The organism is Micromonospora sp. NPDC085948 (genome assembly GCF_040686315.1).
In the GTDB taxonomy this organism is placed as follows: domain Bacteria; phylum Actinomycetota; class Actinomycetes; order Mycobacteriales; family Micromonosporaceae; genus Micromonospora.
In genome coordinates, this window is the sequence record NZ_JBFBJW010000007.1 from 237,294 (window position 1) to 262,837 (window position 25,544).

Sequence of the window (25,544 nt, forward strand, 5' to 3'; positions counted from 1 at the left end):
CGGGCGGTGGGGTGGGCCAGCCGATCCGCTGCGTCGGCCAGATGGCTGGCCCACCCCGGCCTGACCGTGGGTGTCAGGCCGTCCGCCGGCCGGGGTCCGTCGTTCCTCGGACCCCGGCCGAATCCCGGGGTGGGCGGTCCACGCCACCCACCCCGGGTCGTCGTCAGCCGTTCGGGAACAGGCTGCCGTAGTCGGCGTACGCCATGGCGACGTCCGCCTGTGCCCAGAACCGGTGGTAGTTGAAGCTGGGCTCCGCGCCACCGTCCAGGTACGCCTGCACCTTCGGCCAGTCCGGGTCGTTCTTGTAGAAGGACCGGAGGTCCAGGAAGCTCTTGCCGGCGGCGATGGTGTCGCCGTTCGGCATCTTCCCGGTCCAGCCCGGCGGGACGTAGACGCCCTGCCCGGTGGAGGCGTTGTAGGTGTCGTCGAAGCGCCGGTAGTCGCCACGCTTCTCCGTGGTGGAGACACCCTTGGCGTCGGCGGCGGCGGACAGCCCGTCGAGCAGCCCCTTGGCGGTCGTCTTGGCCGCCGCGTCACCCGACTTGGCCGCGTACGCGATCAGGATCCGGGCGTAGGCGGCGGCGACGCCGACGTCCTGGCCCTTGCTGATCACCTCGACGTGCAGGCCGGTGTTGGGCTGCGGGTTGGACGGGTTCCAGGTGGTCGGCTGACCGGTCCACGCCATGTCCGACGGGATCGACCAGTTGGCGCCCAGGGTGGTGTTGGCGATCGCCCACGGCACCCACTTGTCCAGCAGCGCCTTGGCCTTCGCGTTGCCGGTCTGCAGGTACAGCTCGGCGATGCGCTGCATCGACCAGGCCTGCATGCCGAACCACTGGTTGGACGGCGGGTCGTTGTAGACCGGGTCGACGTCGTAGAACATGCCGTAGAAGGTGCTGGTGCCGGCCGGCGGCTGGGCGTAACTGCCGTCCCAGCTGTTGGTGGCGCCACCGGCGATGCCGCCCTCGGCGGACTGGAGCCAGGTGTAGAACTCCAGCTGCCGTTCGAAGCTCTTGGTCCAGTCGGCGACCGCGGTCGACGACTGCGGCTTGAGCTCCGGGGTGTTGGTCAGCGCCCAGGCCGCGAACGGGTTCTGGTAGCCGAAGTGGTTGTGGCTGGAGCCGATCCGCCAGGACCAGTTCTGGCTGGTGTCGTACGCGCCGCCCCAGGCGTAGTACCAGGACAGCAGGTAGTGCGCCGAATCCCTGCCGGTGCCGGCGGGGCAGGTGCTGGCCCCGACGCAGTTGCCGATCTTCTTGAAGTACTTGTCGAACATCGCGTACCGCAGGTAGTCGCCCATCTTGGCGGCCTTGGTGATGGTGGCCGCGACGTCGGCCTGCTTGTTCTGCGCCTTGGCCCAGGTCAGCGCCCAGTACGCGGCCTGCACCGCGCGGGCGTCGGCGTCCGGGGCGTTCGTGTACTTCCACTGCTTGGCGGGGGCACCGGTGTCCTTGACGAACAGGTCGAGGTAGCCGTACTGACCGCCGTGCTTGAAGGTGTCGCAGGACGGCTGCGGGATGGTCTCCCACACCGACTCCTGGGTGCCCCGCTGGAAGGTGTTGATGTACGCCGGCTTGGTGGTGCCGTCACCGCAGCGACCGAAGCCGTAGGTGTTGTCGACGTCCATCAGCCAGTGCATGCCGTAGATGTCGCCGGTGCCGTAGGTGGACTGCAGCTCCGCACGCAGCGGGTCCTGCCCGACCGGGATGTTCGCGTTCAACGCCGACGGGTACTGGCTGGGCAGGTTGTACTCCGCGGCGTACTGCGGCGTCCCGGCGGACCCAGCAGTTGGCTGGTCTGAATGATTCGGAATTATATATTTTTCCATCACCGTCCAGGCGTTGTTGAACGGCGCCCAGTTCTGGGTGACGCGTCCGTAGTTCGCCTCCAGCCACAGCCAGAAGCTGAACGCCTCCGAGGTCGTCTCGTGCCCGTGGTCGGGCGCCTCGACGATGAGCGTCTCCACGGAGTGGTACGGCACGCCCTCGGGGCTGAAGTAGCCCGAGTTCTTGATCTTGCCGTACTGCTCGAGGAACTTCGCGATGTAGGTGTTGTCGCCGCCGGGGGTGTCGTTGTCGATCTCGGTGGCGGTGACCGCCAGCGAGGCGAGACCGGTGGCGGAGGCGGTGATGGTGGCGGCGCCGCCGAGGGTGTCGGTGTCCTCCGCCGCGGCGACCGTGACGGTGACCCCGGTGTTCCAGTTGCTCGGGGTCAGCGTGGCGGTGCTCGGCGAGACCGTGACGTCGGTGTCGCCGGTGCGGGTGAGGGTGACCGGCACGTTGGCCGTCGGCGCGGCACTGAGCTTCAGGTTGAAGGTGGAGGTGCCACCCTCGCTGACGCTCACCGCGGACGGCGTGGCGACGAGTGTCGGGCCGTTGGCGGCACCGACGGTGAACGCCTTCTCGTCGACCCCGATGCCGTTGGCGTTGTCGTACGCCTTGGCCTGGACGGTGTAGCTGCCGGCCGGCAGGTCCTCCTGCGTGTAGGCGTACGGCGCGGAGGTGTCGGTGTTGATCAGCAGGCCGTTGCGGTAGAACTCGACCTTGCTGATCGTCCCGTCCGGGTCACTGGCGGTGGCGGTCAGCGGCACGTCGGCCGGCGCGGTGAACGGCCCGGTCGGCAGGCCGAGGGAGACCGTCGGCGGCAGGTTGGCCGGGGTGCCGTTGCACGGGGTGCCGTTGAGCGTGAACGAGGTGGGCTTCGGGTTGCTGCCCGAGTGGGCGCCGTTGAAGCCGATGGTGGTGGAGGCCCCGGCGGCGAGGTTGCCGTTGTACGACTCGTTCGTCGCGGTGACCTCGCTGCCGGTCTGGCTGTATTTGGCCGACCAACCCTGGACGACCCGTTGGCCGCTGTTCGGGAAGGTCCACTTGAGCGTCCAGTTGCTGATCGGATCGCCCAGGTTCTTGATCGTCACGTTCGCGGTGAAGCCGGTGTTCCAGTCGTTGGTCGCGTAGACCACGTCGCAGGCGGGCGCGGCCTGTGCGGCGCCGGCGGGCAGGGTCACCCCGCCGGCGGCGAGCGCGGCGGCAGCGATGATCGCCACTCGACGGCGTCTTGCCAGTTGTCTCATGTGCGCGGTGTCTCCTCGGACCAGGCCGGGACGGTCCCCGGCGAAGGCGCCTGCCCGCGAGGGTGGTGGTCCGCGGGAGATTCGAGGCGCCGGGAAGGTGGTCTCCCCCGGGCCCGGCCGGGGTAGGGCGGTGCGGCCCGCACGGGAGGGGGTCCCGCCGGCTGCGATCGGGTGACCGTGACCGGGATCGTGCTGCCGGCTGCCCTCGGTGAACCCGCGCTCACGCGATGTGGCTCCTGTCGCGTTGAATCGACAGTCTGCCATGGAAGCGCTCCCACAACAAGCGCACACGCCACTCGTTCAGCCCGTTGTTTCGATCTCGTTTTGGGTCTTTCACAAAGCGGTGACGGGCGTTACAGTCGCAACATCGGTCGATGGGAGCGCTTCCATCGACAAGGTTCCAACAAGAAGATCGCTGGGGTCGTTTCTGACGGGCCCGGCGAACCAACCCGAGGGCCGACGACGGGCCAGCCCGGACGCCGTCGTCAGCCATCGTCCCGCCTTACGGAGGGAGGTGGAACCAGAGCCACTCGCGTGGCCCGGCTCCCGCGCGACACGCACGGCAGGACCCAAATTCCGCCCGTGTGTGTGCAGTTACGGTGGGGACGGGGGTTGCCCTCCCCCGTCCCCACACTAAACCCCCGTACACGATGGGAAAAGAGGCCGACGGGACAGGCGCGCCGCGCCGCCCGGCGGCCTTGTTCGCTGTCTGGGGCCTCCAACCGCCTCGACCCGCCACCGCCGGCCGCCATGACGGCCAGCTGACCGGGCCGGCCGCCCCTGGCCTATTCTGGGAGCGCTCCCGAATCTCGGCGGTGGCCCCGTATCCACGAGGAGAATCCATGTCGATACCTACCGGGCCCGCCGGCCCACTGCGCTTCCCCGACAACTTCGGTTGGGGCGCGGCCACCTCGGCGTACCAGATCGAGGGCGCCGCGAAGGAGGACGGGCGCGGAGAGTCCGTCTGGGACACCTTCAGCCGCGTCCAGGGCAGCACCCGTAACGGCGACACCGGCGACGTGGCCGCCGACCACTACCACCGGTACGCCGAGGACCTCGACCTCATGCGCGACCTCGGGCTGCGCAGCTACCGCTTCTCCATCTCCTGGCCACGGATCCAGCCCGACGGCAGCGGCCTGCCCAACCAGCGCGGGCTCGACTTCTACCGCCGGCTCATCGACGGCCTGCACGAGCGGGGCATCGCCCCGATGGCCACCCTGTTCCACTGGGACCTCCCGCAGGCACTGCAGGACGCCGGCGGCTGGGAGTCACGCGACACCGCCCACCGCTTCGCCGACTACGCCGACGTGCTCTTCCGCGCCCTGGGCGACCGGGTGCCGGCGTGGCTCACCATCAACGAGCCCAAGACCGTGGTGCAGAACGGCTACCTCACCGGTCACCACGCCCCCGGCCGACAGGACCCGGACGCCGCCTACCTGGTCGCCCACCACCTGCAACTCGCGCACGGTCTCGCCGTCGGCACGCTGCGGGCCAGCGGCAGCGACAGCCGGATCGGCCCCGCGCTCAACCTGCACCCCTGCTACCCCGCCGACGACTCCCCGCAGGCAGCCGCCGCCGCCCACCTCTACGACGGCTACGAGAACCGCCTCTACCTCGACTCCCTGCTCAAGGGCAGCTACCCGGAGGACCTGCTGGCCGACCTGGGTCCGCAGAGCCGGATGGTCCAGGGCATCCGCGACGGCGACCTGAAGATCATCTCGGCGCCGATCGACCTGCTGGCCGTTCAGTACTACACGCCGATCTACGTCACCGGCGACGGCGGCACCGTACGACGCTGGTCGACCTCGGTGGCCGAGTGGCAGCAGATCTACCCCGACGGGATGTACGACCTGCTGACCCGGGTCACCCGTGACTACGGCCCGATTCCCCTCACCATCACCGAGAACGGCCTGCCCACGGCGGACACGCTGGGGGCGGACGACACCGTCCAGGACACCGGCCGGATCAGCTTCCTGCGCGACCACCTCACCGCCGTGCACCGGGCCATCGCCGCCGGGGTGCCACTGGAGAGCTTCCACGTCTGGTCGCTGCTCGACAACTTCGAGTGGGACGCCGGATACGACCAGCGCTGGGGGCTTGTCTACGTGGACTACCCGACCCAGCGGCGGGTGCTCAAGAGCAGCGCCACCTGGTACCGCTCCGTCATCACCGACGGCGGCTTCTGAGCGGGCCGCCACCCGGAGTGCCGGGCCCGGACGGCTCGGCTCGGGTGAGCCGGTGACCGTCCGGGTCCCGGACCGGCCGCTCAGCGGGGCAGCGCCTGCTGCAACTCCGCTCGCAGCGCCGGGGTGAGCATCTCCCCCGCCTGCTTGGCCAGCCGGGCCATCTCGTAACCCACCACACCGATGTCCGCGTCCCCGGCGGCCAGGGTGGCCAGGATCGAACCGTCGCGGATCTGCATCACCAGGAAGTAGCCGCGGCCCATCTCGACCACCGTCTGCTTGACGATATCGCCGTCGAACATCTGCGCCGCGCCCGCCGTGATGCTCATCAGCCCGGAGGTCACCGCCGCGAGCTTGTCCGCGTTGTCGCGCGGCAAATGATCGGAGATCGCCACCAGCAACCCGTCCGAGGAGACCACCACCGCGTGCGCCACGCCCGGCACCCGGTCCGCGAACGCGCTCACCAGCCAACTCAGGTCACGCGCCTCCTGGCTCAACGTCGTCACTGTCGTCGTCCCCCTTCGTCGTGCGCCCCGGACGGTGGCCCGGAAATCTCGGTGGTGGCCTCGGCCTCGGCGCGCCGCACCCCGCTGTAGAGCCGGGAGAGCATGCCACCGACCGCTTCCGGGTCCAGGTCGACGCGGTTCGGCGCCGAGGTCGGTTGTGCCGTACGGGTGACCGCGCTCAACTGCGCCATCGGCACCCGCACCGGAAGTCCGCGCTCGTTCGTGCCGGCGGTCACCGGGATGGCCGGCGGCACCGCCGCGGCGGGCACCGCCGGAGCGGACGGACCCTGTCGCGACCACCAGCCCGCCCCTGCGCCGGGATCGCCGGCCGGGGTCAGCACGTCCTCGGAACGCACCGGCACCGGACGGGCCTGACGCGGCACGGCCGCCCCCGGCCGCCGGCCGGCCACCGGCAGGTCCCGGGCACCGAAGCCCACTCCCGGGGCGTCTGCCTCCCGGGCGCCCCCGGGCGGTGCCACCATCTCCCGCGCGGCGCTCGTCGCCAGCATCCGCGCCGGCGCGGGTGGATCCAGCTCCGCCGGACCCTCCGGCGCCAACAGCACCGCGGGCAGCACGAGCCGGGCGACCAGGCCGTCCTGGCCCCCGTCGAGGCGCACGCTGACGCCCAGCCGGGCGGCCAAGTGGCTGACCACGAACAGACCCATCCGCTCCACCGCCGCGACATCCGCGGCCGGAGGGCTGGCCAGCACCGCGTTCGCCTCGGCCAGCGCGGCCGGGCTCATGCCGAGACCACTGTCGACTATCTCGATCAGCGCGGTCGCGGCCTCGACCCTGGCGGTCACCACCACGAGAGTGTCCGGGCGGGAGAAGGCGGTGGCGTTCTCCAGCAACTCGGCCAACATGTGCACCAGCTCGCCGACGGCGTGCCCGACCACATACCCGTCGGACACCGACTCGATGCGGACCCGCTGGTACTGCTCGATCTCCGCGGCGGCGGCCAGCAACATCGAACCGATCCCGACCGGCCGGTTCCACCGTCGGGTCGAGTCGGTGCCGGCGAGCACCAGCAGGCTCTCGTCGTTGCGGCGCATGCGCGCGGCCAGGTGATCGAGCTTGAACAGGTTCTCCAACTGGTCCGGGTCGCTCTCCTCACGCTCCAGGTCGTCCAGCAGCTCCAGTTGGCGTTCCACGAGCACCTGGCTGCGGCGGGCCAGGTTGACGAACATCGCGTTGACGTTGCGCCGCATGAGCGCCTGCTCGACGGCGACGGTGACGGCGCTGCGGTGCACCGCCACGAACGCCTCGGCCAGCTCGCCGATCTCGTCGAGCGAGCGGACCACCGCGGGCGCGACGTCGATGGCGGGCACCCCGCCGGTGACGGTCTTGAGGCGGTCCAGCGCGTCCGGCAGCTCGACCTGCGCGATCCGGAGCGCCTGACTCCGCAACAGCCGCATCGAACGGGCCACCGACCGTCCGATGAGCAACGAGATCAGCAGGGCGACCAGCAGGACCACGACGATGCCGCCGACGACCAGCAGGGTGGTCCGAAGCTGACCGCTGCTGGCGTCGTCGGCCTGCCGCACCGCGTCGTCCAGCACCCCCGCCTCGAGCTGGCGCAACAGGTCCTGGCGCTGCTGGCTGGCCGCCCACCACTGCTCCGACGGCAGCACCTTCGGCGGCGCGTCGCTGGCCGGCAGGCTGCGTTCCTCCAGCCGTGTGGCGACCTGGAACTCCGGGGTCACCGTGGTCTCGTCGTAGCGGCGGATCTGGTCGTCGGTCGCGGCCACCCGGAACGCGCCGAGCGCGGTCAACTGTTGGCCGCGCAGGTCCGCGAGGAGCACCCGGTCCTCGGTGCCGTACCCGCCGGCGCGGGAGGCGGCGTAGAGCTGGGCGCGCAGCCGGGAGGAGAGTTCCTTGACCCGGGCCAGCTGCACGTAGCGCAGGACCGCGTTGTTCAACGCGGGCTGGTCCTGACCAGGGGTCGGCTCGGCCAGCAGGTCGAGCATCGCGCTGATCGCCCGGTGGTAGTTGCTCAGGATCGTGTCGCTGCTGAGCACCGCCGGCGGGATCGCCGGCCGGATGTCGACAACCTGGTCGTACGCCTCCATCGCCTCGGAGTAGGCGACCCGCCAGGACGCGTCGGCGTCCGCGAGCGGCTCGGCGGCCCGACGCAGGTCCACGATCGCCCGGTCGGTCACCGTCTGCAACGGCTTCAGGTTGGACGCCGCGTTGTCCCGGTCGCCGCCCCCGCGCCGCTCACCCAGCTCCCCGGCCGAGCGGTCGCGCTCCTGCTGGAGCTGGTGCACCGCGGTGGTGATCTGCCGGCCGATCCCGACCTGGCGGGAGAAGTCGTTCAACGCCGTCGTCCGCCCGACCAGCGCGCTGGTCTGCACCCCGGCGAGCACCAGGAACGCCATCGACGGCACCATCAGCACGGTCGCGAGCTTCGTGCTCATCCGCCAGTCCCGCAGCCGGAACGGTGACCGACGCCGATGCGGCACGACTCGGACGTCGAAGCGGCGTCGGCGGTGGCTCGACACCGTGCCGCTCGCCGGGTCGGAACCCACCGCCACCCTGCCTCCTCGGTCCTACCGCGTCCACCGCGGTCCGGGGAGCGCAGTCCATCCAACCAGGCTCGGGAGCGCTGTCAACGGCCCGGGCGACGCGGAGGTTCAGGAAGGATACTGCGGGTGGGAACGTCCTGCCGTGGTCGGTAAGACCAGCTCGTCCGTCCGGCCGATGTCGGCGAGCCCGATCGCGTCTCCGAACCGGCCCAGCGCCACAAGTGCCGCCCCGGTGGCACCGATCTCCGGGTTCCGCTGGTGCGACACCGGTCGCGGTGCCAGCGCGGCGGCGAAGGCCTGCCGCCACCACACCGAGGCGGCCACCGCGCCGCCGCCCAGCACCACGCCCACCGGTTTGTCGATGGTGGATTCCAGCACCGCGAGATCCTCCGCGACCAGGTCACACAGGCCCTGCATCAACCCGGCCAGGATGTCCACCGAGGTGGTGCTGAAGCTGAGGTCGCGGAGCTGCCCGCTGCCCGCCGGCAGCAGACCGGGCGGCCGGTCGCCACCGAAGCGCGGGTCGGCCGGTCGGCCACCGCCCACCGGCACCAGCGCCAGCGCCGCGTCCAGCTCAGCGCCCTGGGGCAACCGCAGCTCCCGGTTCGCCCAGGCGAACAGGTTGCCGCCGCAGGCGTACGCCGCGCCGGTGACCACGTGGTCGTGGTCGACCCGGTAGCGCCACAGACGCTCGGGGAGACGGGGCATCGGCTCGCCGGCCGGGATGCGCTGCATCAGCCGTACGGCCGCCGAGGTGCCCACGGTGACCGCGGCCCGGCTCGGGTCGACGCAGCCCGAGCCGACGTTCGACGCCCCACCGTCGCCCACCGGCGGTGACCACCGGGCCTGCGCCAGCTGCGGCCACCGGCGGGCCCTCTCGGCCCGGAGCCGGCCGTGCCAGTCCAACCCGCCGAGGACCGGCAGGTCCCCCGACCGCGCCCCGGCCAGCGTCAGCGCCTCCTCGTCCCAGCGCAGGGTGCGCAGGTCGAGCAGACCGGTCCCGGAGGCCTGGGACACCGACATGGGCGCGTCGTCGAGCAGCTCGCCCAGCACGTACTCGGGCAGGCCGACGAACCGGGCGATCGGGCTGCCGGACTGCTCGCGCAGCCAGGGCAGGCGCATCGACCAGTACGAGCGGTGCCACCAGCAGCCGGTGCGCTGATGGAAGCCGTCCGGGTCGGAAGGTCCCGCCGTACCGCCGACCGGCGCGGGCCGGGTGTCCAGCCAGGTGACCACCGGACCCATCGGGGTGCCGTCGCGGTCCAGCGGCAGCACCGAGTGCCACTGGGCGGAGACCGCCACCAGGTCCACGTCGTGCAGGTGCCCCGCGTCGGCCAACTCGTCGAGGCACTCGATCAGGCAGGCGAGGTAGCCGGGGCCGGACAGCGTGCCGGTGCCGTCGTCGCCGATGGCGAGGTCGACCTTGCGCCGGGCCAGGGCACCGGGCAGCGGACGGCTGTCGGGGTCCAGCACGAGCCCGCGTACCGAGGAGGTACCCAGGTCGAGCGCGAGAATGTTCATCGCCGGTCAAGTTACCCGGTGCCGGGCGGGCGCCGGGCGCGTAGGGTGGATCACATGCTCGCGCATCCGACCTGCTGGTGGCCCGCCGACCCGGCGGCCACCCTCCGCGCGTAGCTCCATCCACGCGGCCGCCATCGAGGCGGCCGCCGGATCTCCCCGGCCCGGATGGCCGCCTCGACCGGCGGCGCCCGGCCCCACGGAGACACTCGATGACCCACCTGACCGACCTGCTCACCGCCGTGACCAGCGGCGCCGACCCGGGACCCTTCGCGTTGCTGCGTCGCGAGGGCGCGGACGAGTTGGAGTTGTTCACCGGCCCGGTCGACACCGTCGAGCGCCTGGCCGACATCCCGCTGCCGCCGGGCACGCCCGGAGCGCGGACGCTGGCCCTGGTGCCGTACCGCCAGATCACCGAACGCGGCTTCGCCTGCGTCGACGACGGCGCTCCGCTGGAGTGCCTCCAGGTCCGCGAGCATCGGCGGATCGCGCTGGCCGACGCCCTGGCCACGCTGCCCGACGAACCGGTCCGCACCAGCGACGCCGCCTTCGACGTCACCGACGAGGAGTACGCCCGGACCGTGCAACGGGTGCTCGCCGAGGAGATCGGCCGCGGCGAGGGCGCGAACTTCGTCATCCACCGCACCCTGCACGCCACCGTGCAGGGCCGACCGCTGGTGGCCGCGCTGGCCGCGCTACGCCGGTTGCTGGTGGCCGAACGTGGCGCGTACTGGACGTTCGTCGTGCACACCGGCACCCGGACGCTTGTCGGTGCCAGCCCGGAGCGGCACGTGAGCGTCGACGACGGGCTGGTCATGATGAACCCGATCAGCGGCACCTTCCGGTCCGGCGGCGGCACCGCGGACCGGGCGGCGCTGCTGCGCTTCCTCGCCGACCCGAAGGAGGTCGAGGAGCTGTACATGGTGCTCGACGAGGAACTGAAGATGATGGCCACCGTCGCCGAGGACGGCGGCCAGGTGATCGGCCCGTACCTGAAGGAGATGTCGCACCTGGCGCACACCGAGTACCTGCTGGCCGGACGGGGTACCCGCGACGTCCGGGAGGTACTTCGGGAGACGATGTTCGCCCCGACCGTGACCGGCAGCCCGATGGAGAACGCCTGCCGGGTGATCGCCCGGCACGAGGGCCGCGGCCGGAGCTACTACGCCGGGGTGCTGGCGCTGCTCGGTCACGACGAGGCCGGTCGGCAGACGCTGGACGCACCGATCCTGATCCGTACCGCCGAGATCTCCCCCACCGGCCACCTGCGGGTGCCGGTGGGCGCCACCCTGGTCCGACACTCGACGGCGGCGGGTGAGGTGGCGGAGACGCACGCCAAGGCCGCCGGTGTGCTGGCCGCGCTCGGCCTCGGGCCGGCGGCGTCCGCCGGCGGCGGCGCGGTCGCCCGGCTGGCCGACGACCCGGAGGTACGCGACGCGCTGGCCGCGCGCAACGCGCCGCTGGCACGGTTCTGGCTGGACCAGCGGGCGCCGGACGCGTCCGGGTTGCCCGGACTGGTCGGCCGCCGAGTGTTGATCGTGGACGCCGAGGACACCTTCACCGGGATGCTGGCCCACCAACTGGGCGCGCTGGGCCTCGCGGTGAGCCTGCGGCCGTGGCACGCGGGTGGGCCCGTCGACGGCTACGACCTGGTGGTGGTCGGCCCCGGGCCGGGTGACCCGGGCAGCCTGGACGAGCCGAAGATGGTGGCGCTGCGGGAGTTGCTGACCGAGTTGCTGGCGACCGGGCGGCCCACCCTCGCGGTCTGCCTCGGCCACCAGGTGCTGGCCGGGCTGCTGGGGCTGGCTCTGCATCGCCGGGAGGCGCCCTACCAGGGGACGCAGCGGGAGGTGTCGCTGTTCGGGCGGGACCGCCGGGTGGGGTTCTACTCCACGTTCACGGCGCGCGCGGACGAGGACCGGGTGGCCAGCGCGTACGGGCCGGTGGACCTCGCCCGGGACGCGGGCGACGGCGCCGTGCACGCCCTGCGGGGGCGTGGCTTCGCCGGGGTGCAGTTCCACCCGGAGTCGGTGCTCAGCCCGGACGGGCTCGCGGTGCTCAGCGAGCTGTTGACTGATCTGCTGCCGGCACCGAGCGCCGACGAGCTGTCCGCCACGGGCGGGCGCGCATAGCCGTCCCGCCGCCGGGTAGTGCGGGATGCGACCGGTGGCGTGGACGGGCCGAGAGCCCCCGCCCGCGCCACCGGTCGCCTGCCGTCGTCAGCCGGCCATGCCCGCCTTCAGCGCGGTGCCCAGCAGCACCGCACGTCGGGCGGTCAGCGCGCAGGCCCCGAGTGCCACGGCGTCCGGGGCGATCTCCCCGTTGTTGCTCGTGTGCGAGGCACCGTACGGGTTGCCGGCGATGAACTGGCTGGTGTCGGTGTAGCCGGGGGCGACCACGACGCCACCCCAGTGGTAGAAGACGTTGAAGAGCGAGGTCAGCGTGGTCTCCTGCCCGCCGTGCGAGGTCGCCGTCGAGGTGAAGGCGGCGTAGACCTTGTTGGCCAGCGCACCCTGTGCCCACAGCGGACCGGTGGTGTCGATGAACTGCTTCAACTGGGCCGCGATCATGCCGTACCGGGTCGGAGCACCCATGATCACCACATCGGCCCAGGCCAGGTCGTCGACCATCGCCTCGGGAACGTCCTGGGTCTCCAGGTGATGCGCCTGCCAGCCGGAGTTGGAGCGGATCGCCTCGTCCGGCGCCAGCTCGCGGACCTTACGCAGGCGTACGTCGGCGCCGGCATCTCCGGCAGCCTCGCAGACAGCCTGCGCCATCTGGTACGTGATGCTGGTGGCGCTGTAGTAGATCACCGCTACCTTGGTCTGGGCAGCCATCGGATGTCCCCTTCTCGTCTCGGGTCAGCTCCCGCGACTACCCGCTGGGCGCGACCTCTAACGGCAGGGCACGCGGACCCCTGTTCCGGTCCGCCGGCTCAAGTTTTCCGCAACTTCCCGACTGTTTCGACCCCGCGCCCCGTACGGACCGCGATCCTGATGTCACCGGTGCCGGCGGGAACCAACCGCCGCCCCGCACCGAGCACCTGAACGGGGGATCGCGCTTCGCCAGCAACGGAGCTGGCGCAGCGCGATCAGGGGCCGAGCCCGGGCCGCCTCCGCTCAGTGGACCAGGGCCGCCATCAACCGTTCCAGCTCGGCCGCCGGATCGGCGGTGAGCCCGGTGTGCACCGGCCCGGTCTGGATCATCGTGCTGCGCGGAGCGGCCAGCCAGTGGAACCGCTCACCGAGCCGCATCCGGGTCGCCGGCCCGTCGCCGGAGCAGGTCCGGTCGAGGGACGAGAGCACGGCGGCCACCGCCGGCAGGTCGACGTCCGGCGCCAGCGCGCGGACCCGGTCGGCGTCCAGGTGCGTACGCGCGGCCAGGAAGTCGCGCTGTTGGCAGTAGAGCAGCACCCCGACGTTGATCTGTTCGCCGCGCTCGATGCGGGGCACCAGCCGGATCAGCGCGTACTCGAAGGGGTGCCTCATGCCGCGCTCCCCTGCGGCAGCCAGTCGGCGGTGCGGGCGACCCGGCGGGACAGATGTGCCAGGTACGCGGCGCGAGCGGCGTCGGCCGTCTCGAAGTCGGCGGCGGTCAGCCACTCCCCCGGCACCAGCGCCAGCACCTCGGTGAGCAACTCCGGGGTGACCCGGGGCGCCAACTCGGCGTCGGCGTCGGCCAGCCGGGAGGCGTACGGCGCGAGCACGTGGTCGTCGGCCCGGTAGGCACGGTGCACGGCCGCCTCGGCCCGCGGCCAGTTGTGGTGGAAGTACAGCGAGGCCCCGTGGTCGATCAGCCACAACTCCCGGTGCCAGACCAGCAGGTTGGGGTTGCGCCAACTCCGGTCGACGTTCTCCACGTAGGCGTCGAACCAGAGCACCCGGGAGGCCAGCACCGGGTCGACGGGGTGCGCCAGCGGGTCGAAGCCCAGCGCCCCGGGCAGGAAGTCCATCCCCAGGTTGGCCCCGCCGCTGTTGCGCAGCAACTCCTGCACCTCCTGGTCGGGCTCGGCTCGCCCGATGACCGGGTCGATGTCGAGCACGACCAGCGGGGGCACCCGCAGCTCCAGACGGCGGGCCAACTCGCCGCAGATCACCTCGGCGATCAGCGCCTTGGGTCCCTGACCGGCGCCGCGGAACTTCGCCACGTACGTGCCCAGGTCGTCGGCCTCCACCACGCCCGGCAGCGACCCACCCTCGCGCAGCGGGGTGACGTAGCGGATGGCGGTGACCTGGCGGAGCACGCCGCCCACCCTACTGGGACCGGCCGGGACGGGTGGCGGGCCGCCCCAGACCGGGACGCGCGGTCAGTCGATCTTGTCGCGCAGCTTGTCGACCTGGGTCTGCAGGCGGTCCACCGCGTTCTCGTTGTTGACGAAGGTGGTGATGCCCGCAGCGAGGCCCAGGCCGATCAGCACCGCCAGGATGCTGAGCACCAGACCGCCGATCGACACGCCACGGCCGGTCACCCCAGGTCGGCGTGCCATCTTGAGGCCGACGATGCCGAGGATGATCCCGATGATGCCGAGCACCAGCCCCAGCCAGGCAAGGATCGCGGTCCACACACTGAACAGGCCGGCCACCCCGAAGACCAGTGCGAAGGTGGCGGCCGCGCTGGTCTTGGCGTCGGTGGACGCCCGGCGTGCCCGGGACCCGGCCGATACGCCGGCACCCCGTGCCGGTTCGCTTGCGGCAGTCATGAGACTCCCCTTTCGTACGCGCGGCTCGCGTACTTCCGGTCGGCCGCCTTCCCTCTGGACCTGCGGTTATGCCACCCGAGGTGGTGCTGTCGGTGGGGTGGCCTACCCTGACGCGGCAACCTCCGGGGAAGGAGCCCGATGACCGGGGAGCTCACCGCATCCGAGGCGCTCGGTCTGCGGATGACAAGCCTGCTGCTGCGCCCGCATCCGAGCACCCGACCCGCTGGTGTCGCCGACGTCGTCGAGTGGTTCGGCGCGATGCAGGCACAGGACCTGGCCAGTGGGCTGTGGTCACTGGGCGCGCGGCTGGCTGGCCGGACCGTCGCGGACGTGCAGGCGGCCCTGGAGCGGCGCGAGGCGCTGCGCACCTGGCCGATGCGGGGCACCGTGCACCTCGTCCCACCCGCCGACGCCCGCTGGATGCTGGAGCTGACCGGCGTTCGTTCGCTGGCCGGCGCGGCGACCCGCCGGGCACAGCTCGGGCTCACCGAGGCCGACGCGGATCGGGCGGTGGACGTCCTCGGCACCGCGTTGACCGGCGGCGGCCGGCTCACCCGCGCACAGTGCCTGGCGACCCTGCGCGAAGCCGGCCTGGGCACCGACGGACAACGCGGCTACCACCTGCTCTGGTACGCGAGTGTGCGCGGAGTGACCTGTGTGGCACCGAACGTCGGCACCGACCAGACCTTCGCCCTGCTCGACGAGTGGGCGCCGGAGCAACGTCGGCTGGAGCGGGACGAGGCGCTGGCCCTGCTCGCCCACCGCTACGTCCGGGGGCACGGGCCGGTCACCGACCGCGAGTTCGCCGGCTGGACCGGCCTCACCCTGACCGACGCCCGGCGCGGCCTGGCCGCGGCCGGCGACCTGCTGAGCACGGTACGAATCGACGGCGCACCGATGCACATCGACGCGGCGCTGGCCGGTGCGCCGCGCACCCCGCCCGATGACGTGCTGGCGCTGCCCGGCTTCGACGAGTACCTGCTCGGCTACCGGGATCGCACGCTGATGCTCGACCCGGCGCACCAGGCGGCCGTGGTGCCGGGCAACAACGGCATCTTCCAGGCGACCGTGGTCCGCGCCGGCCGGGTGGTGGGCGTGTGGAAGCGCAAGGTGGGCCGGGCCGCCGTCACCATCACGGTCCAGCCGCTGACCCCGATGGCGGCCGACGAGCAGGCAGGCGTCGAGCAGGCACTACAGCGGTACGCCGACTACCTCGGGCTGCCGCCCCGCTTCGACTGGCCGACCTGAGCACTGCTCACCCCGTTCTGTCCGGCCGGCTTGGCCTGGTCCGGCTTGGCCGGTCCGGTCGGGGGCGTCAGTCCTCGGCCGGGCGCGCCGACCGCTCGTCACCCGATGGTGGGCGTGCCGACCGCGCGTCACCCGATCGTGGACGTGCCGCATTGAGCAGGTCGACGACCCGGGCCACCCGGGGGTCCGCGCGGATCTGCGCCACACTGGAGGGCAGCGGCAACCGCCAGTTCGGATATTCGTCGACCGTGCCCGGCAGGTTGGGCTGGCGTACCTCGCCCAGCACGTCGTAGAGGGAGACGCCGAGCAGCCGGGACGGGCTTGCCGCGAGCGCGGCGTGCATCGCCACCACCACCTCGCCGTCGTGGGCTGTCGGGGCCGGCCGGTCCAGCGCCGGATCGGAGGTCGCGGCGAGCTGGCCCAACGCCGGATCGGGCGTCGCGGCCGGGTCGGGCGTCGCGGCCGGGTCGGGTGCCGTGGCTGGGTCGGGTGCCGTGGCTGGGTCGGGCAGGAGGCGCTCTTTCCGCAGCATCGTGAGCAGGCGCTCCCGGTCGGCGACGGCGCGAGCCCGCTCCACCGCCACGTCGGTGTCGAGCAGCTTCAAGTCGTCGCGTATCCGCACGTGCTCGCCGGTGAGGAAGCCCGGCGCGGTCGGCAGGTCGTGGGTGGAGATCGTGGCGAGAGCGTTGCGCGGCCACCGGGCCGGTGGGACGAAGTCACCCTGGTCGTCGCGGGCGAACCACAGCACCGTCGAGCCGAGCATGTTGCGCCCGCGCAGGCCACGGGTCACCGCCGGTTGGACCGTACCCAGATCCTCGCCGACCACCACGGCGCCGGCACGGTGCGCCTCCAGGGCGAGGATGCCGAGCATGGCCTCGGCGTCGTAGCGCACGTAGGTGCCCTCGGCGGCCCCGCCGCCCGGCGGCACCCACCACAGCCGCCACAGGCCGGCGACATGGTCGACCCGCAGGCCGCCCGCGTGTCGCAGGGTCCGGCGCAACATGTCCCGGTACGCGGCGTACCCGGTCGCGGCCAGCCGGTCCGGGCGCCACGCGGCGAGCCCCCAGTCCTGGCCGAGCTGGTTGAAGTCGTCCGGCGGCGCGCCGACCCGGACGCCCTGGGCCAGCACATCGGCGAGCTGCCAGCCGTCCGCGCCGCCCGGGTCGATGCCGACGGCCAGGTCGTGCACCACGCCGACCGGCATCCCGGCGGCGCGAGCCGCCGCCGTGACGGCGTCGAGCTGCTCGTCGCACAGGTGTTGCAGCCAGGCGTGGAAGGCCACCCGGTCGGCGAGCTGGCGGCGCTGCTCGGCGACCGCCGGGGCGTTCGGGTGGTGCAGCTCCGCCGGCCAGGCCCGCCAGTCGTTGCCGTGCCGCTCGGCCAGGGCGCACCAGGTGGCGAAGCTCGCCAGCGCCGGGTCCGCGTCGAGGTCGACCGGCTGGGCGTACGGGTGCAGCAGCTCCAGGGCGTGCCGCTTGGCCGTCCACACCTGGTCGTAGTCGATCAGGTCCCCACGGTCGGGGCGCAGGGCGTCGACCACGGCCCGGGTCGCCGGGTCCGCCGTGGTGTACGCGGCGGTGTCGCTGACGCGCAGGTAGAGCGGGTTGACGAAGCGGCGGCTGGCCGGCGAGTAGGGGGATGCGGCGACCGGGTGCGCCGGCCCGACCGCGTGCAGGGGGTTGAGCAGCACCAGCCCGGCGCCGGTGGCCCCGGCCCAGCCGGTGAAGTCGGCGAGGTCGCCGAGGTCGCCCATGCCCCAGGAGCGTTCCGAGCTGAGCGCGTAGAGCTGGAGCATCCAACCCCAGGTGTGCGGCGGTACGGGCAGCCGACGGGGCACCACGACAAGCGTCACCTCCCGGCCGGCGCAGCTCAACCGGTGCCAGCCCAGCGGCAGGTCCCCCGGCAGCTCACTGTCGACGGCACGCCGGCCGCCGTCCTCCAGGGTCACCACACCCGGGCCGGGCAGCGCCCGGGTCGCGCCGTGGGTGAGCACCACGGTCGCCGGCAGCGCGCTCCGGTCGACCGCGCGGGCGGCGGCGAGCGCGTCGGCCACCGCGGTCGGGCTGGTGGCGTCCACGCCGAGCAGTCCGAGCACGCCCACGACGGTTTCCGGTGCGATCTCGACGCGACGGTGTCGCCAGTCCTCGTACCAGGTGGACACGCCGTGCGCCTTGGCCAGCGCGGTCAATCGTCGGTCCATTCCGCCCCCCGCCTCACAAAGCGACCCAAACACCTTCCCACGACCGGCGGCGCGGCGCAGGGCGGGCGGGACCACCCCCGCCGCCAGCCGCGCCGCCTCGCCTCGCCTAGCCTCGCCTAGCCTCGCCTCGCCTCGCCTCGCCGATCAAGGAGTTGTGGTGGGTAACAAAACGCCCGTAAGCCCCCGGACCCGGCACCACAACTCCATGATCGACACGTCCGGCCTGCCCCGGGCCGGACGGGCCTACACGCAGAGGACCTTGTCAGTCGGCCAGCGCGCCGGCTGCTCGGCCCTCGTGGAGGGTCAGGTTGCGGCCGGTCGCCGGGTCGAACAGGTGGATCTTCTCCAGGTTGAACCAGACCCGGCGAGACTGTCCCTCGGCCACCGGTGACTCCGCGGACAGCCGGGTCACCAGGTTGCCACCCGCACCGGCGAAGTCGGCGGCACCCGCGTCGGCGGCCAACTCCTCCAGCTCGGCGGCGCTGGCCTTCTCGCCCTCCACAGTGAAGTAGACGTACTTGTCCGAGCCCATCGACTCGACGATGTCGACAGGCGCCTCGAACTCCATGCCCCGGCGGCGGGTGTCGTCGTCGACAAGTTCGGCGTCCTCGAAGTGCTCGGGGCGGATGCCGAGGATCAGCTCCCGAGGTGCGTCGGCCGCCTCCAGCTCGCGGCGGACCCGGTCGCCGAGCGGCACGTCACCCAGGGCCGTGTGCAGGCTGCCGTCCTGTACGGCGGCGTGCAGGAAGTTCATCGACGGAGAGCCGATGAAGCCGGCCACGAAGAGGTTGCGCGGGTGGTCGTACAGCTCCTGGGGAGGGCCGACCTGCTGCACCGCGCCGCCGCGCATGATCACCACGCGGTCGCCGAGGGTCATCGCCTCGGTCTGGTCGTGCGTCACGTAGACGGTGGTCGTGCCGAGCTGCTTCTGCAACCGGGACACCACCGTGCGCATCTGCACCCGCAGCTTGGCGTCGAGGTTGGACAGCGGCTCGTCCATCAGGAACGCCTTCGGCTGGCGGACGATCGCCCGGCCCATCGCCACCCGCTGCCGCTGCCCGCCGGAGAGGTTGGCCGGTTTGCGGTCCAGCAGGGTGGTCAGCTCCAGCACCTTGGCCGCCTCGTCGACCTTCTGGTTGATGGTCTCCTTGTCCAGCTTCGCCAGCCGCAGCGGGAACGCCATGTTCTCCCGCACCGTCATGTTCGGGTACAGGGCGTACGACTGGAAGACCATGGCGATGTCCCGGTCCCGGGGAGCCTTGTCGTTGACCCGCTGGCCGCCGATGCGCAGCTCGCCGGAGCTGATGTCCTCCAGGCCGGCGATCATGTTGAGGGTGGTGGACTTGCCGCAGCCCGAGGGGCCGACCAGGATCACGAACTCGCCGTCGGCGATCTCCAGATCGACGTCCTGCACGGCGACGGTCCCGTCCGGGAAACTCTTGCTCACCTTGTCGAGCACGATGTCAGCCATGACTACTCACCTATCCCTTGACTGCGCCGGAGGTCAGGCCGGACACGATGCGGCGCTGGAAGAAGAGGACGAACAGGATGATCGGAACGGTGATGACGACGGCGGCGGCGCAGATCGCCCCGGTGGGGTCCTCGAACTGCGAAGCGCCGGTGAAGAACGACAGCGCGGCCGGCACCGTGCGGGACCGCTCGGTGGAGGTCAGCGAGATGGCGAACAGGAAGTCGTTCCAGCAGAAGATGAACACCAGGATCGCCGTGGTGAACAACCCGGGCGCGGCCAGCGGGGCGATCACCCGACGGAACGCCTGGGCCTGCGTGGCGCCGTCCATCTTCGCCGCCTTCTCCAGGTCCCACGGGATCTGCTTGAAGAACGCCGACAGCGTGTAGATCGCCAGCGGCAGCGCGAACGTGATGTACGGCGTGATCAGCCCGAGCCAGGTGTCGAAGATGCCGATCGTCCGCTCGATCTCGAACAGCGGTGACACCAGCGACACCTGCGGGAACATCGCGATCAGCAGGGAGACGCCGACCAGCACCTTCTTGCCGGGGAAGTCCAGCCGACTGATCGCGTACGCGGCCATCGCGCCGAGCACCACCGCGATCAGCGTGGCGATCAGGGCGATGCCGATCGAGTTGACGAGTGCCCGGACGAACTGGTCGGTGTCGAAGATCGTCTTGTAGTTGTCGAGCGTCCACTCCCGAGGGATGAAGTTCCCGTCGGTGAGGGTGGCCGGCGTCTTGAACGACAGCGACGCGATCCACAGCACCGGGACGAGCGCGAAGACGACCACGACGACGTCCAGCAGACCCCAGCGCAGCTTCGCTCGGGTGGTGGTTTCGACGGCCATGTCAGCGCCTCTCCCCGTCGTCGCTGCCGGGGGCAGCGGTGCCGAACAGCTTCACGAAGACGAACGCGATGATCGCCACGGCGATGAAGATCAGCACCGACATCGTCGAGCCGATGCCGAGGTTCAGGCCCCGGATCAGGTTGTTGTAGGCGAGCATCGACACCGACGAGGTCTCGTTGCCCCCGGCGGTCAACACGAAGATGTTGTCGAAGACGCGGAACGCGTCCAGGGTGCGGAACAGCAGCGCGACCAGGATCGCCGGCTTCATCACCGGCAGCATCACCTTGGTGAACTTCTGCCAGGCGGTGGCACCGTCGGTGGAGGCCGCCTTGAGCAGGTCCTCCGGCACCAGCGCCAGCCCGGCCATCAGCAGCAGCGCCATGAACGGGGTGGTCTTCCAGATCTCCGCGAGCATGATGATCGCCAGCGAGCTGGCCCGCTCGGTGAGGGGTGCGCCGTCACTGAACACGTCGGCCAGGTAGCCGGTGCCGGGCGTCCAGGCGTACCGCCAGGAGAACGCCGCGACCACCGTGACGATCCCGTACGGGATGAGCGCGGAGGTGCGGACGATGCCCCGCCCGACAAGCGTGCGGTGCATGATGATCGCCAGACCCATGCCGAGCACCAGCTCGACGGCCACGGTGACCACCGTGATCAGCGCGGTCACCCCGAACGCGGTCCACCAGAACTCGTTGGTGAGCACCGTGACGTAGTTCTCCAGGCCGATGAACTCACGCTGGTCGGGGAAGCGCAGGTCGTAGCGCTGCAACGACAGCCAGACCGAGTAGAGGATCGGGTACGCGGTCACCAGGATCATGACCAGGGCGGCGGGGGCGCAGAGCAACCAGCCCAGCCTGCGCTCGGATTTCTTGTTCGCGCTCAACGGCGGCTTACGGCCACCGCCGCGTTGGGTGGGCACGGCGGCGGGCGCACGGGTCTCCTCCGCGGCGACGTCCGCGCCGGTCGGCGTGGCGTTGATGCTCACGGTGCCACCTTCTTTCGCGACTGCGGGGCTCGCAGGAACGGCTCACTCCTCGCGCTCACGGCAGGACCCCCTTGGATTGGAGGGCGTCGGCGATGGCACCGCGCAACTCGTCGGCGGTCTGCTGTGGACGGATCGCCGACGGCGGCGACAGGATCGCCGACATCACGGTGGAGATGCTCTGGTAGGCCGGCGTCAGGGGACGGGTCGCCGGTTCCTTCAGCTCTTCCAGGATGGTGTCCTTCATCGGGTACGCCTCGGTCATCTCCGGGTCGTCGAAGACCGCCTCGATGGTGGGTGGCACGCCGTCGTTGATGGCGGAGAACTTCTGGTGCTCGGCGCTGCGGATGCACCGGGCCGCCTCGAAGGACAGCTCCGGGTGCTTGGAGTAGGAGCTGACGGCCAGGTTGACCCCGCCGATGGTGACCTTGCTGGGGGTGCCCTCGTCGACGCCGGGGATCCGGGCCCAGCCGACCTGCTTGGCCAGGTCCGGGTTGGCCTCCTGAAGGGCCGGGTAGACGAACGGCCAGTTCACCTGGAACGCGCCCGAGCCGGACTGGAACTCCAGCCGGACCGGGTCCTCGGTGGCGTTGCTGAACGACGGCGAGGTCACGCCCGAGGTGGCGAACTTCTTCAGCTGCTCCAGCGCCCGGACCGTGCCGTCGTCCATCACGGCCTGGGTGCCGTCGTCGTTGAGGATCTTGCCTCCGGCGCTCTCGGCCAGGGTGTTGTAGAGGACGACCAGGCCCTCGTACTGGGCGCCCATGGTGAGCACCTGGTACGGCTTTCCCTGGTCCTTGAGCTGCTGGGCCGCGCTGATCATCTGGTCCCAGGTGGTCGGCGGCTGCGGCACCAGGTCCTTGCGGTACCAGAGCAACTGGACGTTCGTGTTCTTCGGCGCCGCGTACAGCTTGTCCTCGTAGCGGGCGGTGGACAGCGGCCCGGCGAGGGTGCCCTGCTCGACCTCGGCCTTGTCCTGGCCGGTCCACTCGCGGATCCAGTCGGCGCTGGCGAATTCCTGGGTCCAGGTCACGTCCAGCCCGAGCAGGTCCATTCCGCTGTCCTGGGCGGCCAGCCGGCGCACCATCTGCACCCGCTGGTCGTCGGCCTGCCGGGGCAGCACCTGGTAGGCGATCTCGTACCGTCCCTGCGCCTGCGCGTTGCAGTCGTCGACGACCTTTTGCAGGTTCTGCTCGGGCGGGTAGTACAGGTTGAGCGTCGGTGGGCCGCCATCGTCGTCCGCGCCGCACGCGGCGAGCGGTGCGACAAGCGCCAACGCGGCCGCCGCCGCGCCCAGCCGCACAATCGGCCGGCGTCGGTGTCGAGCCGTTTCGGGGTCCGTCATCGCCCTCCCCCTCTCCTCGGCGAAAGACCGGGGAGGGCATCCGTGCCCCGGCGCACGGCGAGTCGTGTCCAGGTCTGACGAGCTGCGAAAACGCCCGGCCCGGATGCTCTGTGCGGCTACTCTGCCCCACCCGCGAAGTCGTGAAACCTGGCCGTCACAGCGGAAGTTCGTTTCGGTATATCGCGAGACCAACTAGCAAGGTAGTATGTGTCGCATGGTAGCGCCGGAGAGCCAGTCCGCTGACGACAACGACCGGCAGACCCAACTCCTGCGAGGCGCGCTGGACATGTGCCTGCTGGCGCTGCTGGCACGCGAGCCGGCGCACGGCTACGAGCTGGTGCGGCGGATGGAGACGGCCGGCTTCGGTGCCATCAGCTACGGCACCATCTATCCGCTGCTGACGCGGATGCGCCGACTCGGCCTCGTCGCCGACGAGCAGCAGTTCAGCCCAAGCGGCCCGCCCCGAAAGGTCTACGCGCTGACCGGGTCCGGTCGGACCCACCTGGACGCCTGGCAGAAACAGTGGGACCGCTTCACCGACACCGTCGACGCCGTTCTCAGCCCGCTCGACCAGCACCCCACGAGGAGTTGACCCATGGACACCATCGACCGCCTTCTGGGCGAAGCCGACCAGGCGTGGCGCGGGTACGGGGTCGGCACCGCCGATCGGGCGACACTCGCCGCTGACCTGCGCCTCGACCTGCGGGCCGCGGCCTCCGACGGGGGCGACCCCGCGCAGTTGCTCGGCGGAGACGTGGCCGGCTTCGCACGGCGGCTCGCCGACGAGGCCGGCGTCCGACGGGTGCGCGAAGACTACGGCCGGGTGGTCAACACCGCACTGGTCGGAGCGGTGCTCGGTGCCGTGGTCGGCTACGCCATCCTGATGGCTGTCTATCCGGTGTTCGTCCACCTGCTCGACATCCGCCGCTCGATCGACGTACCGATCCAGCTCGCCGTCGCCGTCGCCTACGGCGTACCGGCCGCGGTGGTCGCGGCGGGAGCGGTCATCGCGGTGCGGATCCGGCTCCGCCACCTCCCCGAGATCCGGCGGACGGCTCGGCTGATGAGTGTCCTCGTGCCGGCGGCCGGCATCGTCGTCACGCCGATCACCGTCGGCTTCGCCTGGGCCACCGACTACAGCACCGCACCGACAGTGGTGATCATGGAGATCGTCATGGTCCTGGCCGCGCTCGCGGGCGCCACGATGGTGGCCCGTCGCCTGTCGCTACGCGGGCGCCGGCCCGCCTCCGACACCTCGCGCCCGGACGCCACCACGGTCAAACCCGCCTGACGGTACGAGCACACCCGCCCAAACACTCGCCCACTCGGGGAGGCCGCCTCGCGGTATTAAGCGGTCAGCCCCGGGCTCTCGCCCAGGAGAGGAAGCGCTCGGTCATCCGAGCCGGCGGGTGGTCCGGGTGGAGTTGGGTGAGCTGGCCCGTCGCCTCGTTCATGAGGGTGCCGAGGTAGATGAGCAGCGCGACCCTGTTGGTCCGGTACTCCGACAGCAGGGCGAGCTTGGCCGGCTGGCAGGGCCAGTTCCGGCCACAGTTGCGGCACCGCCACAGGGGACGCATGGCGACGTGCGGGACGGGCGGCCGGACCACCATCACCGCCACCGCGTTTCGTCGTGGTGCTCTGTCGGGCTCAGCACAGTGACCTCCTCGGGGCGGGGAAGGGGGCCGCTCCCGCAAGGGGGGAGACGGGAGCGACCCCGGGGCAGGGCCCGCCGCCGCCATTCCGGCCACCAGCGAGCCCGCCACTGGTGACAGTTTGCGAGGACCCGACTACGGTCGATACGTGCTCGCGCCATCCGTGCAGCTCAGCGGCCTGGTCGAGCAGCTGCGAAGGACACGCCGGTGCAGGTTGGGCAGGGATTGGGGATTCGATGGGCAACGTCACCGACTACGTGTTGGAGGAGCTGCGCCTGTTCCGTACGGGGCTCGGGCTCAGTCAGGACGACTTCGGCCGGGGCATCGGCTATTCGGGCTCACACGTCAGCTCGGTGGAGACCGGCGGACGGGCGCCCACCAAGGAGTACATGCGGGCCATCGACACCCATCACCCGACCGCTGGACGCTTCCAGCGGATGTTGGAGAGGCTGGCCCGGCTCGACGCCGAGCCGGCCTGGCTGCGCGAGTGGATCGAGTTCGAGCGGGAGGCGACCACGCTGCGCTGGTTCGAGTTGGCGTACGTGCCGGGTCTGCTCCAGACCGAGCGGTACGCGCGGGCCACACTGGCTGGTGGTCGGTTCGACGCCGAGGACGTGGACCGGATCGTCGCCTCCCGACTGGAGCGGCAGGCGATCCTGCAACGCCCGCGCCCGCCGCAGCTCATCGCCGTCCTGGACGAGGCGGTGCTGCGCCGGCCGGTGCTCGACCAGCCAGGGCTCATGGTCGAGCAGTGCGAGCACCTGGTGCAGTTGGCGACAGCGGAGCACATCCAGGTGCACGTCGTGCCGGTGGACGCGGGGATGTATCTGGGGTTGGCCGGGCAGTTCATCATCGCCGAGATGCCCGACGGTGAGCGGGTCGCTCACGCCGACAACCAGCTCACCGCGCAGTTCGTCGATGCGCCGACCGACGTCGCTAAGCTGGCAAAGACGTGGGAGATCGTGCGAAACGAGGCGCTCCCCCGCCGGCAGTCAACCGAGCTGATCAAGGAAGTGGCGAAGTCATGGACATGCTGACCCCACAGTGGCGCAAGTCGACCAGGTCCGGCGGCAACGGCGGTTCCTGCGTGGAGGTCGCCGACAACCTGCCGAGCGTGGTGCTGGTGCGCGACACCAAGGACCGCGACGGCGGCACCCTGCACGTCGACCCGACGGCCTGGAAGACCTTCGTCGCGTACGCCAAGCAACACTGAACCAGACCTCCTGGAGATCTTGGACAGTTACCGTCCGCGCAGAACGGAAACTGTCCAAGATCTACCCGGGCCGGCGGCAACGCGG

Annotated in this window: 21 protein-coding genes; 7 read left to right on the top strand and 14 right to left on the bottom strand. The window is 71.3% G+C overall.

Annotated elements, in window-relative coordinates; genetic code table 11:
* Positions 1-163: 163 nt before the first annotated feature.
* Positions 164-3,070: a glycoside hydrolase family 48 protein gene (locus AB0O48_RS20635; protein WP_357248439.1), complete on the bottom strand. Its 2,907-nt coding sequence runs from the start codon at positions 3,068-3,070 to the stop codon at positions 164-166.
* Positions 3,071-3,912: 842 nt separating this feature from the next.
* On the opposite strand from AB0O48_RS20635, the gene AB0O48_RS20640 reads away from it, so the two are divergent.
* Positions 3,913-5,256, top strand: coding sequence for a GH1 family beta-glucosidase (locus AB0O48_RS20640; RefSeq protein WP_365067585.1), 1,344 nt, complete (start codon positions 3,913-3,915; stop codon positions 5,254-5,256).
* Between the two features lie 80 nt (positions 5,257-5,336).
* Here the strand turns inward: AB0O48_RS20640 and AB0O48_RS20645 are convergent, their stop codons facing one another.
* The 3 genes from AB0O48_RS20645 to AB0O48_RS20655 form a co-directional block, all read right to left on the bottom strand.
* Positions 5,337-5,750: a roadblock/LC7 domain-containing protein gene (locus AB0O48_RS20645; RefSeq protein ID WP_357248782.1), complete on the bottom strand. Its 414-nt coding sequence runs from the start codon at positions 5,748-5,750 to the stop codon at positions 5,337-5,339.
* A 5-nt stretch (positions 5,751-5,755) separates the two neighbouring features.
* On the bottom strand, positions 5,756-8,293 hold the full coding sequence (locus AB0O48_RS20650; RefSeq protein WP_365067588.1) for a nitrate- and nitrite sensing domain-containing protein: 2,538 nt from the start codon (positions 8,291-8,293) through the stop codon (positions 5,756-5,758).
* 99 nt (positions 8,294-8,392) lie between these two features.
* A complete protein-coding gene (locus tag AB0O48_RS20655; RefSeq protein WP_357248448.1) occupies positions 8,393-9,805 on the bottom strand; it encodes an FGGY family carbohydrate kinase in 1,413 nt (470 codons plus the stop codon).
* 209 nt (positions 9,806-10,014) lie between these two features.
* Here AB0O48_RS20655 and AB0O48_RS20660 point away from each other — a divergent pair, with 209 nt between their 5' ends.
* Positions 10,015-11,934: an anthranilate synthase family protein gene (locus AB0O48_RS20660; RefSeq protein WP_365067591.1), complete on the top strand. Its 1,920-nt coding sequence runs from the start codon at positions 10,015-10,017 to the stop codon at positions 11,932-11,934.
* Between the two features lie 87 nt (positions 11,935-12,021).
* Here the strand turns inward: AB0O48_RS20660 and wrbA are convergent, their stop codons facing one another.
* From wrbA to AB0O48_RS20680, 4 genes are all read right to left on the bottom strand, one after another.
* Complete coding sequence (wrbA, locus tag AB0O48_RS20665; protein ID WP_357248453.1) at positions 12,022-12,639, bottom strand: NAD(P)H:quinone oxidoreductase; 618 nt, start codon at positions 12,637-12,639, stop codon at positions 12,022-12,024.
* Between the two features lie 282 nt (positions 12,640-12,921).
* The gene (locus AB0O48_RS20670; RefSeq protein ID WP_357248456.1) at positions 12,922-13,290 is read right to left on the bottom strand and encodes a DUF3037 domain-containing protein; all 369 of its coding nucleotides are present in this window, start codon (positions 13,288-13,290) and stop codon (positions 12,922-12,924) included.
* Positions 13,287-14,045, bottom strand: coding sequence for a HipA family kinase (locus AB0O48_RS20675; RefSeq protein WP_357248459.1), 759 nt, complete (start codon positions 14,043-14,045; stop codon positions 13,287-13,289). The genes AB0O48_RS20670 and AB0O48_RS20675 overlap by 4 nt, the downstream gene beginning before the upstream one ends.
* Positions 14,046-14,108: 63 nt before the next feature.
* Positions 14,109-14,501 carry a hypothetical protein gene (locus AB0O48_RS20680; protein WP_365067596.1) on the bottom strand — a complete coding sequence of 131 codons (393 nt, stop codon included), beginning with the start codon at positions 14,499-14,501 and terminating at the stop codon, positions 14,109-14,111.
* A gap of 138 nt (positions 14,502-14,639) precedes the next feature.
* Here AB0O48_RS20680 and AB0O48_RS20685 point away from each other — a divergent pair, with 138 nt between their 5' ends.
* A complete protein-coding gene (locus AB0O48_RS20685) occupies positions 14,640-15,749 on the top strand; it encodes a winged helix DNA-binding domain-containing protein (RefSeq protein ID WP_365067599.1) in 1,110 nt (369 codons plus the stop codon).
* Between the two features lie 67 nt (positions 15,750-15,816).
* On the opposite strand, the gene malQ is transcribed toward AB0O48_RS20685, so the two are convergent.
* The 5 genes from malQ to AB0O48_RS20710 form a co-directional block, all read right to left on the bottom strand.
* On the bottom strand, positions 15,817-17,949 hold the full coding sequence (gene malQ, locus AB0O48_RS20690) for a 4-alpha-glucanotransferase (protein ID WP_365067602.1): 2,133 nt from the start codon (positions 17,947-17,949) through the stop codon (positions 15,817-15,819).
* Positions 17,950-18,211: 262 nt separating this feature from the next.
* Positions 18,212-19,420: a sn-glycerol-3-phosphate ABC transporter ATP-binding protein UgpC gene (ugpC, locus tag AB0O48_RS20695; RefSeq protein ID WP_357248469.1), complete on the bottom strand. Its 1,209-nt coding sequence runs from the start codon at positions 19,418-19,420 to the stop codon at positions 18,212-18,214.
* A 10-nt stretch (positions 19,421-19,430) separates the two neighbouring features.
* Positions 19,431-20,267, bottom strand: coding sequence for a carbohydrate ABC transporter permease (locus AB0O48_RS20700; protein ID WP_357248472.1), 837 nt, complete (start codon positions 20,265-20,267; stop codon positions 19,431-19,433).
* Position 20,268: 1 nt separating this feature from the next.
* On the bottom strand, positions 20,269-21,252 hold the full coding sequence (locus AB0O48_RS20705) for a sugar ABC transporter permease (protein ID WP_357248474.1): 984 nt from the start codon (positions 21,250-21,252) through the stop codon (positions 20,269-20,271).
* A gap of 55 nt (positions 21,253-21,307) precedes the next feature.
* Positions 21,308-22,594: an ABC transporter substrate-binding protein gene (locus tag AB0O48_RS20710; RefSeq protein ID WP_365067606.1), complete on the bottom strand. Its 1,287-nt coding sequence runs from the start codon at positions 22,592-22,594 to the stop codon at positions 21,308-21,310.
* A gap of 214 nt (positions 22,595-22,808) precedes the next feature.
* Between AB0O48_RS20710 and AB0O48_RS20715 the strand changes: the two genes are divergently transcribed.
* Both AB0O48_RS20715 and AB0O48_RS20720 read left to right on the top strand, forming a co-directional pair.
* Positions 22,809-23,186 (top strand): PadR family transcriptional regulator, encoded by a 378-nt coding sequence (locus tag AB0O48_RS20715; protein WP_357248480.1) that lies wholly within the window; start codon positions 22,809-22,811, stop codon positions 23,184-23,186.
* A gap of 3 nt (positions 23,187-23,189) precedes the next feature.
* Complete coding sequence (locus AB0O48_RS20720; protein WP_365067610.1) at positions 23,190-23,885, top strand: hypothetical protein; 696 nt, start codon at positions 23,190-23,192, stop codon at positions 23,883-23,885.
* A 64-nt stretch (positions 23,886-23,949) separates the two neighbouring features.
* Here AB0O48_RS20720 and AB0O48_RS20725 read toward each other — a convergent pair whose 3' ends face one another.
* Positions 23,950-24,204, bottom strand: a complete 255-nt coding sequence (locus tag AB0O48_RS20725; RefSeq protein ID WP_357572294.1) for a flavin reductase — start codon at positions 24,202-24,204, stop codon at positions 23,950-23,952.
* Positions 24,205-24,482: 278 nt separating this feature from the next.
* Between AB0O48_RS20725 and AB0O48_RS20730 the strand changes: the two genes are divergently transcribed.
* Both AB0O48_RS20730 and AB0O48_RS20735 read left to right on the top strand, forming a co-directional pair.
* Positions 24,483-25,283 (top strand): helix-turn-helix transcriptional regulator, encoded by an 801-nt coding sequence (locus tag AB0O48_RS20730; protein ID WP_357572238.1) that lies wholly within the window; start codon positions 24,483-24,485, stop codon positions 25,281-25,283.
* Positions 25,277-25,459 (top strand): DUF397 domain-containing protein, encoded by a 183-nt coding sequence (locus tag AB0O48_RS20735; protein ID WP_210782013.1) that lies wholly within the window; start codon positions 25,277-25,279, stop codon positions 25,457-25,459. Before AB0O48_RS20730 ends, AB0O48_RS20735 begins: the two co-directional genes overlap by 7 nt.
* The last annotated feature ends 85 nt before the right edge of the window (positions 25,460-25,544 follow it).

Excerpts from the sequence above, each read along its gene's own strand:
- AB0O48_RS20700 (WP_357248472.1), bottom strand. The coding sequence starts at position 20,267 with ATGGCCGTCGAAACCACCACCCGAGCGAAGCTGCGCTGGGGTCTGCTG.
- AB0O48_RS20670 (WP_357248456.1), bottom strand. The coding sequence starts at position 13,290 with ATGAGGCACCCCTTCGAGTACGCGCTGATCCGGCTGGTGCCCCGCATC.
- AB0O48_RS20710 (WP_365067606.1), bottom strand. The coding sequence starts at position 22,594 with ATGACGGACCCCGAAACGGCTCGACACCGACGCCGGCCGATTGTGCGG.
- AB0O48_RS20655 (WP_357248448.1), bottom strand. The coding sequence starts at position 9,805 with ATGAACATTCTCGCGCTCGACCTGGGTACCTCCTCGGTACGCGGGCTC.
- AB0O48_RS20735 (WP_210782013.1), top strand. The coding sequence starts at position 25,277 with ATGCTGACCCCACAGTGGCGCAAGTCGACCAGGTCCGGCGGCAACGGC.
- wrbA (WP_357248453.1), bottom strand. The coding sequence starts at position 12,639 with ATGGCTGCCCAGACCAAGGTAGCGGTGATCTACTACAGCGCCACCAGC.
- ugpC (WP_357248469.1), bottom strand. The coding sequence starts at position 19,420 with ATGGCTGACATCGTGCTCGACAAGGTGAGCAAGAGTTTCCCGGACGGG.
- AB0O48_RS20725 (WP_357572294.1), bottom strand. The coding sequence starts at position 24,204 with ATGGTGGTCCGGCCGCCCGTCCCGCACGTCGCCATGCGTCCCCTGTGG.
- AB0O48_RS20715 (WP_357248480.1), top strand. The coding sequence starts at position 22,809 with ATGGTAGCGCCGGAGAGCCAGTCCGCTGACGACAACGACCGGCAGACC.
- AB0O48_RS20635 (WP_357248439.1), bottom strand. The coding sequence starts at position 3,070 with ATGAGACAACTGGCAAGACGCCGTCGAGTGGCGATCATCGCTGCCGCC.
- AB0O48_RS20640 (WP_365067585.1), top strand. The coding sequence starts at position 3,913 with ATGTCGATACCTACCGGGCCCGCCGGCCCACTGCGCTTCCCCGACAAC.
- AB0O48_RS20685 (WP_365067599.1), top strand. The coding sequence starts at position 14,640 with ATGACCGGGGAGCTCACCGCATCCGAGGCGCTCGGTCTGCGGATGACA.
- AB0O48_RS20660 (WP_365067591.1), top strand. The coding sequence starts at position 10,015 with ATGACCCACCTGACCGACCTGCTCACCGCCGTGACCAGCGGCGCCGAC.
- AB0O48_RS20680 (WP_365067596.1), bottom strand. The coding sequence starts at position 14,501 with ATGACTGCCGCAAGCGAACCGGCACGGGGTGCCGGCGTATCGGCCGGG.
- AB0O48_RS20730 (WP_357572238.1), top strand. The coding sequence starts at position 24,483 with ATGGGCAACGTCACCGACTACGTGTTGGAGGAGCTGCGCCTGTTCCGT.
- malQ (WP_365067602.1), bottom strand. The coding sequence starts at position 17,949 with ATGGACCGACGATTGACCGCGCTGGCCAAGGCGCACGGCGTGTCCACC.
- AB0O48_RS20720 (WP_365067610.1), top strand. The coding sequence starts at position 23,190 with ATGGACACCATCGACCGCCTTCTGGGCGAAGCCGACCAGGCGTGGCGC.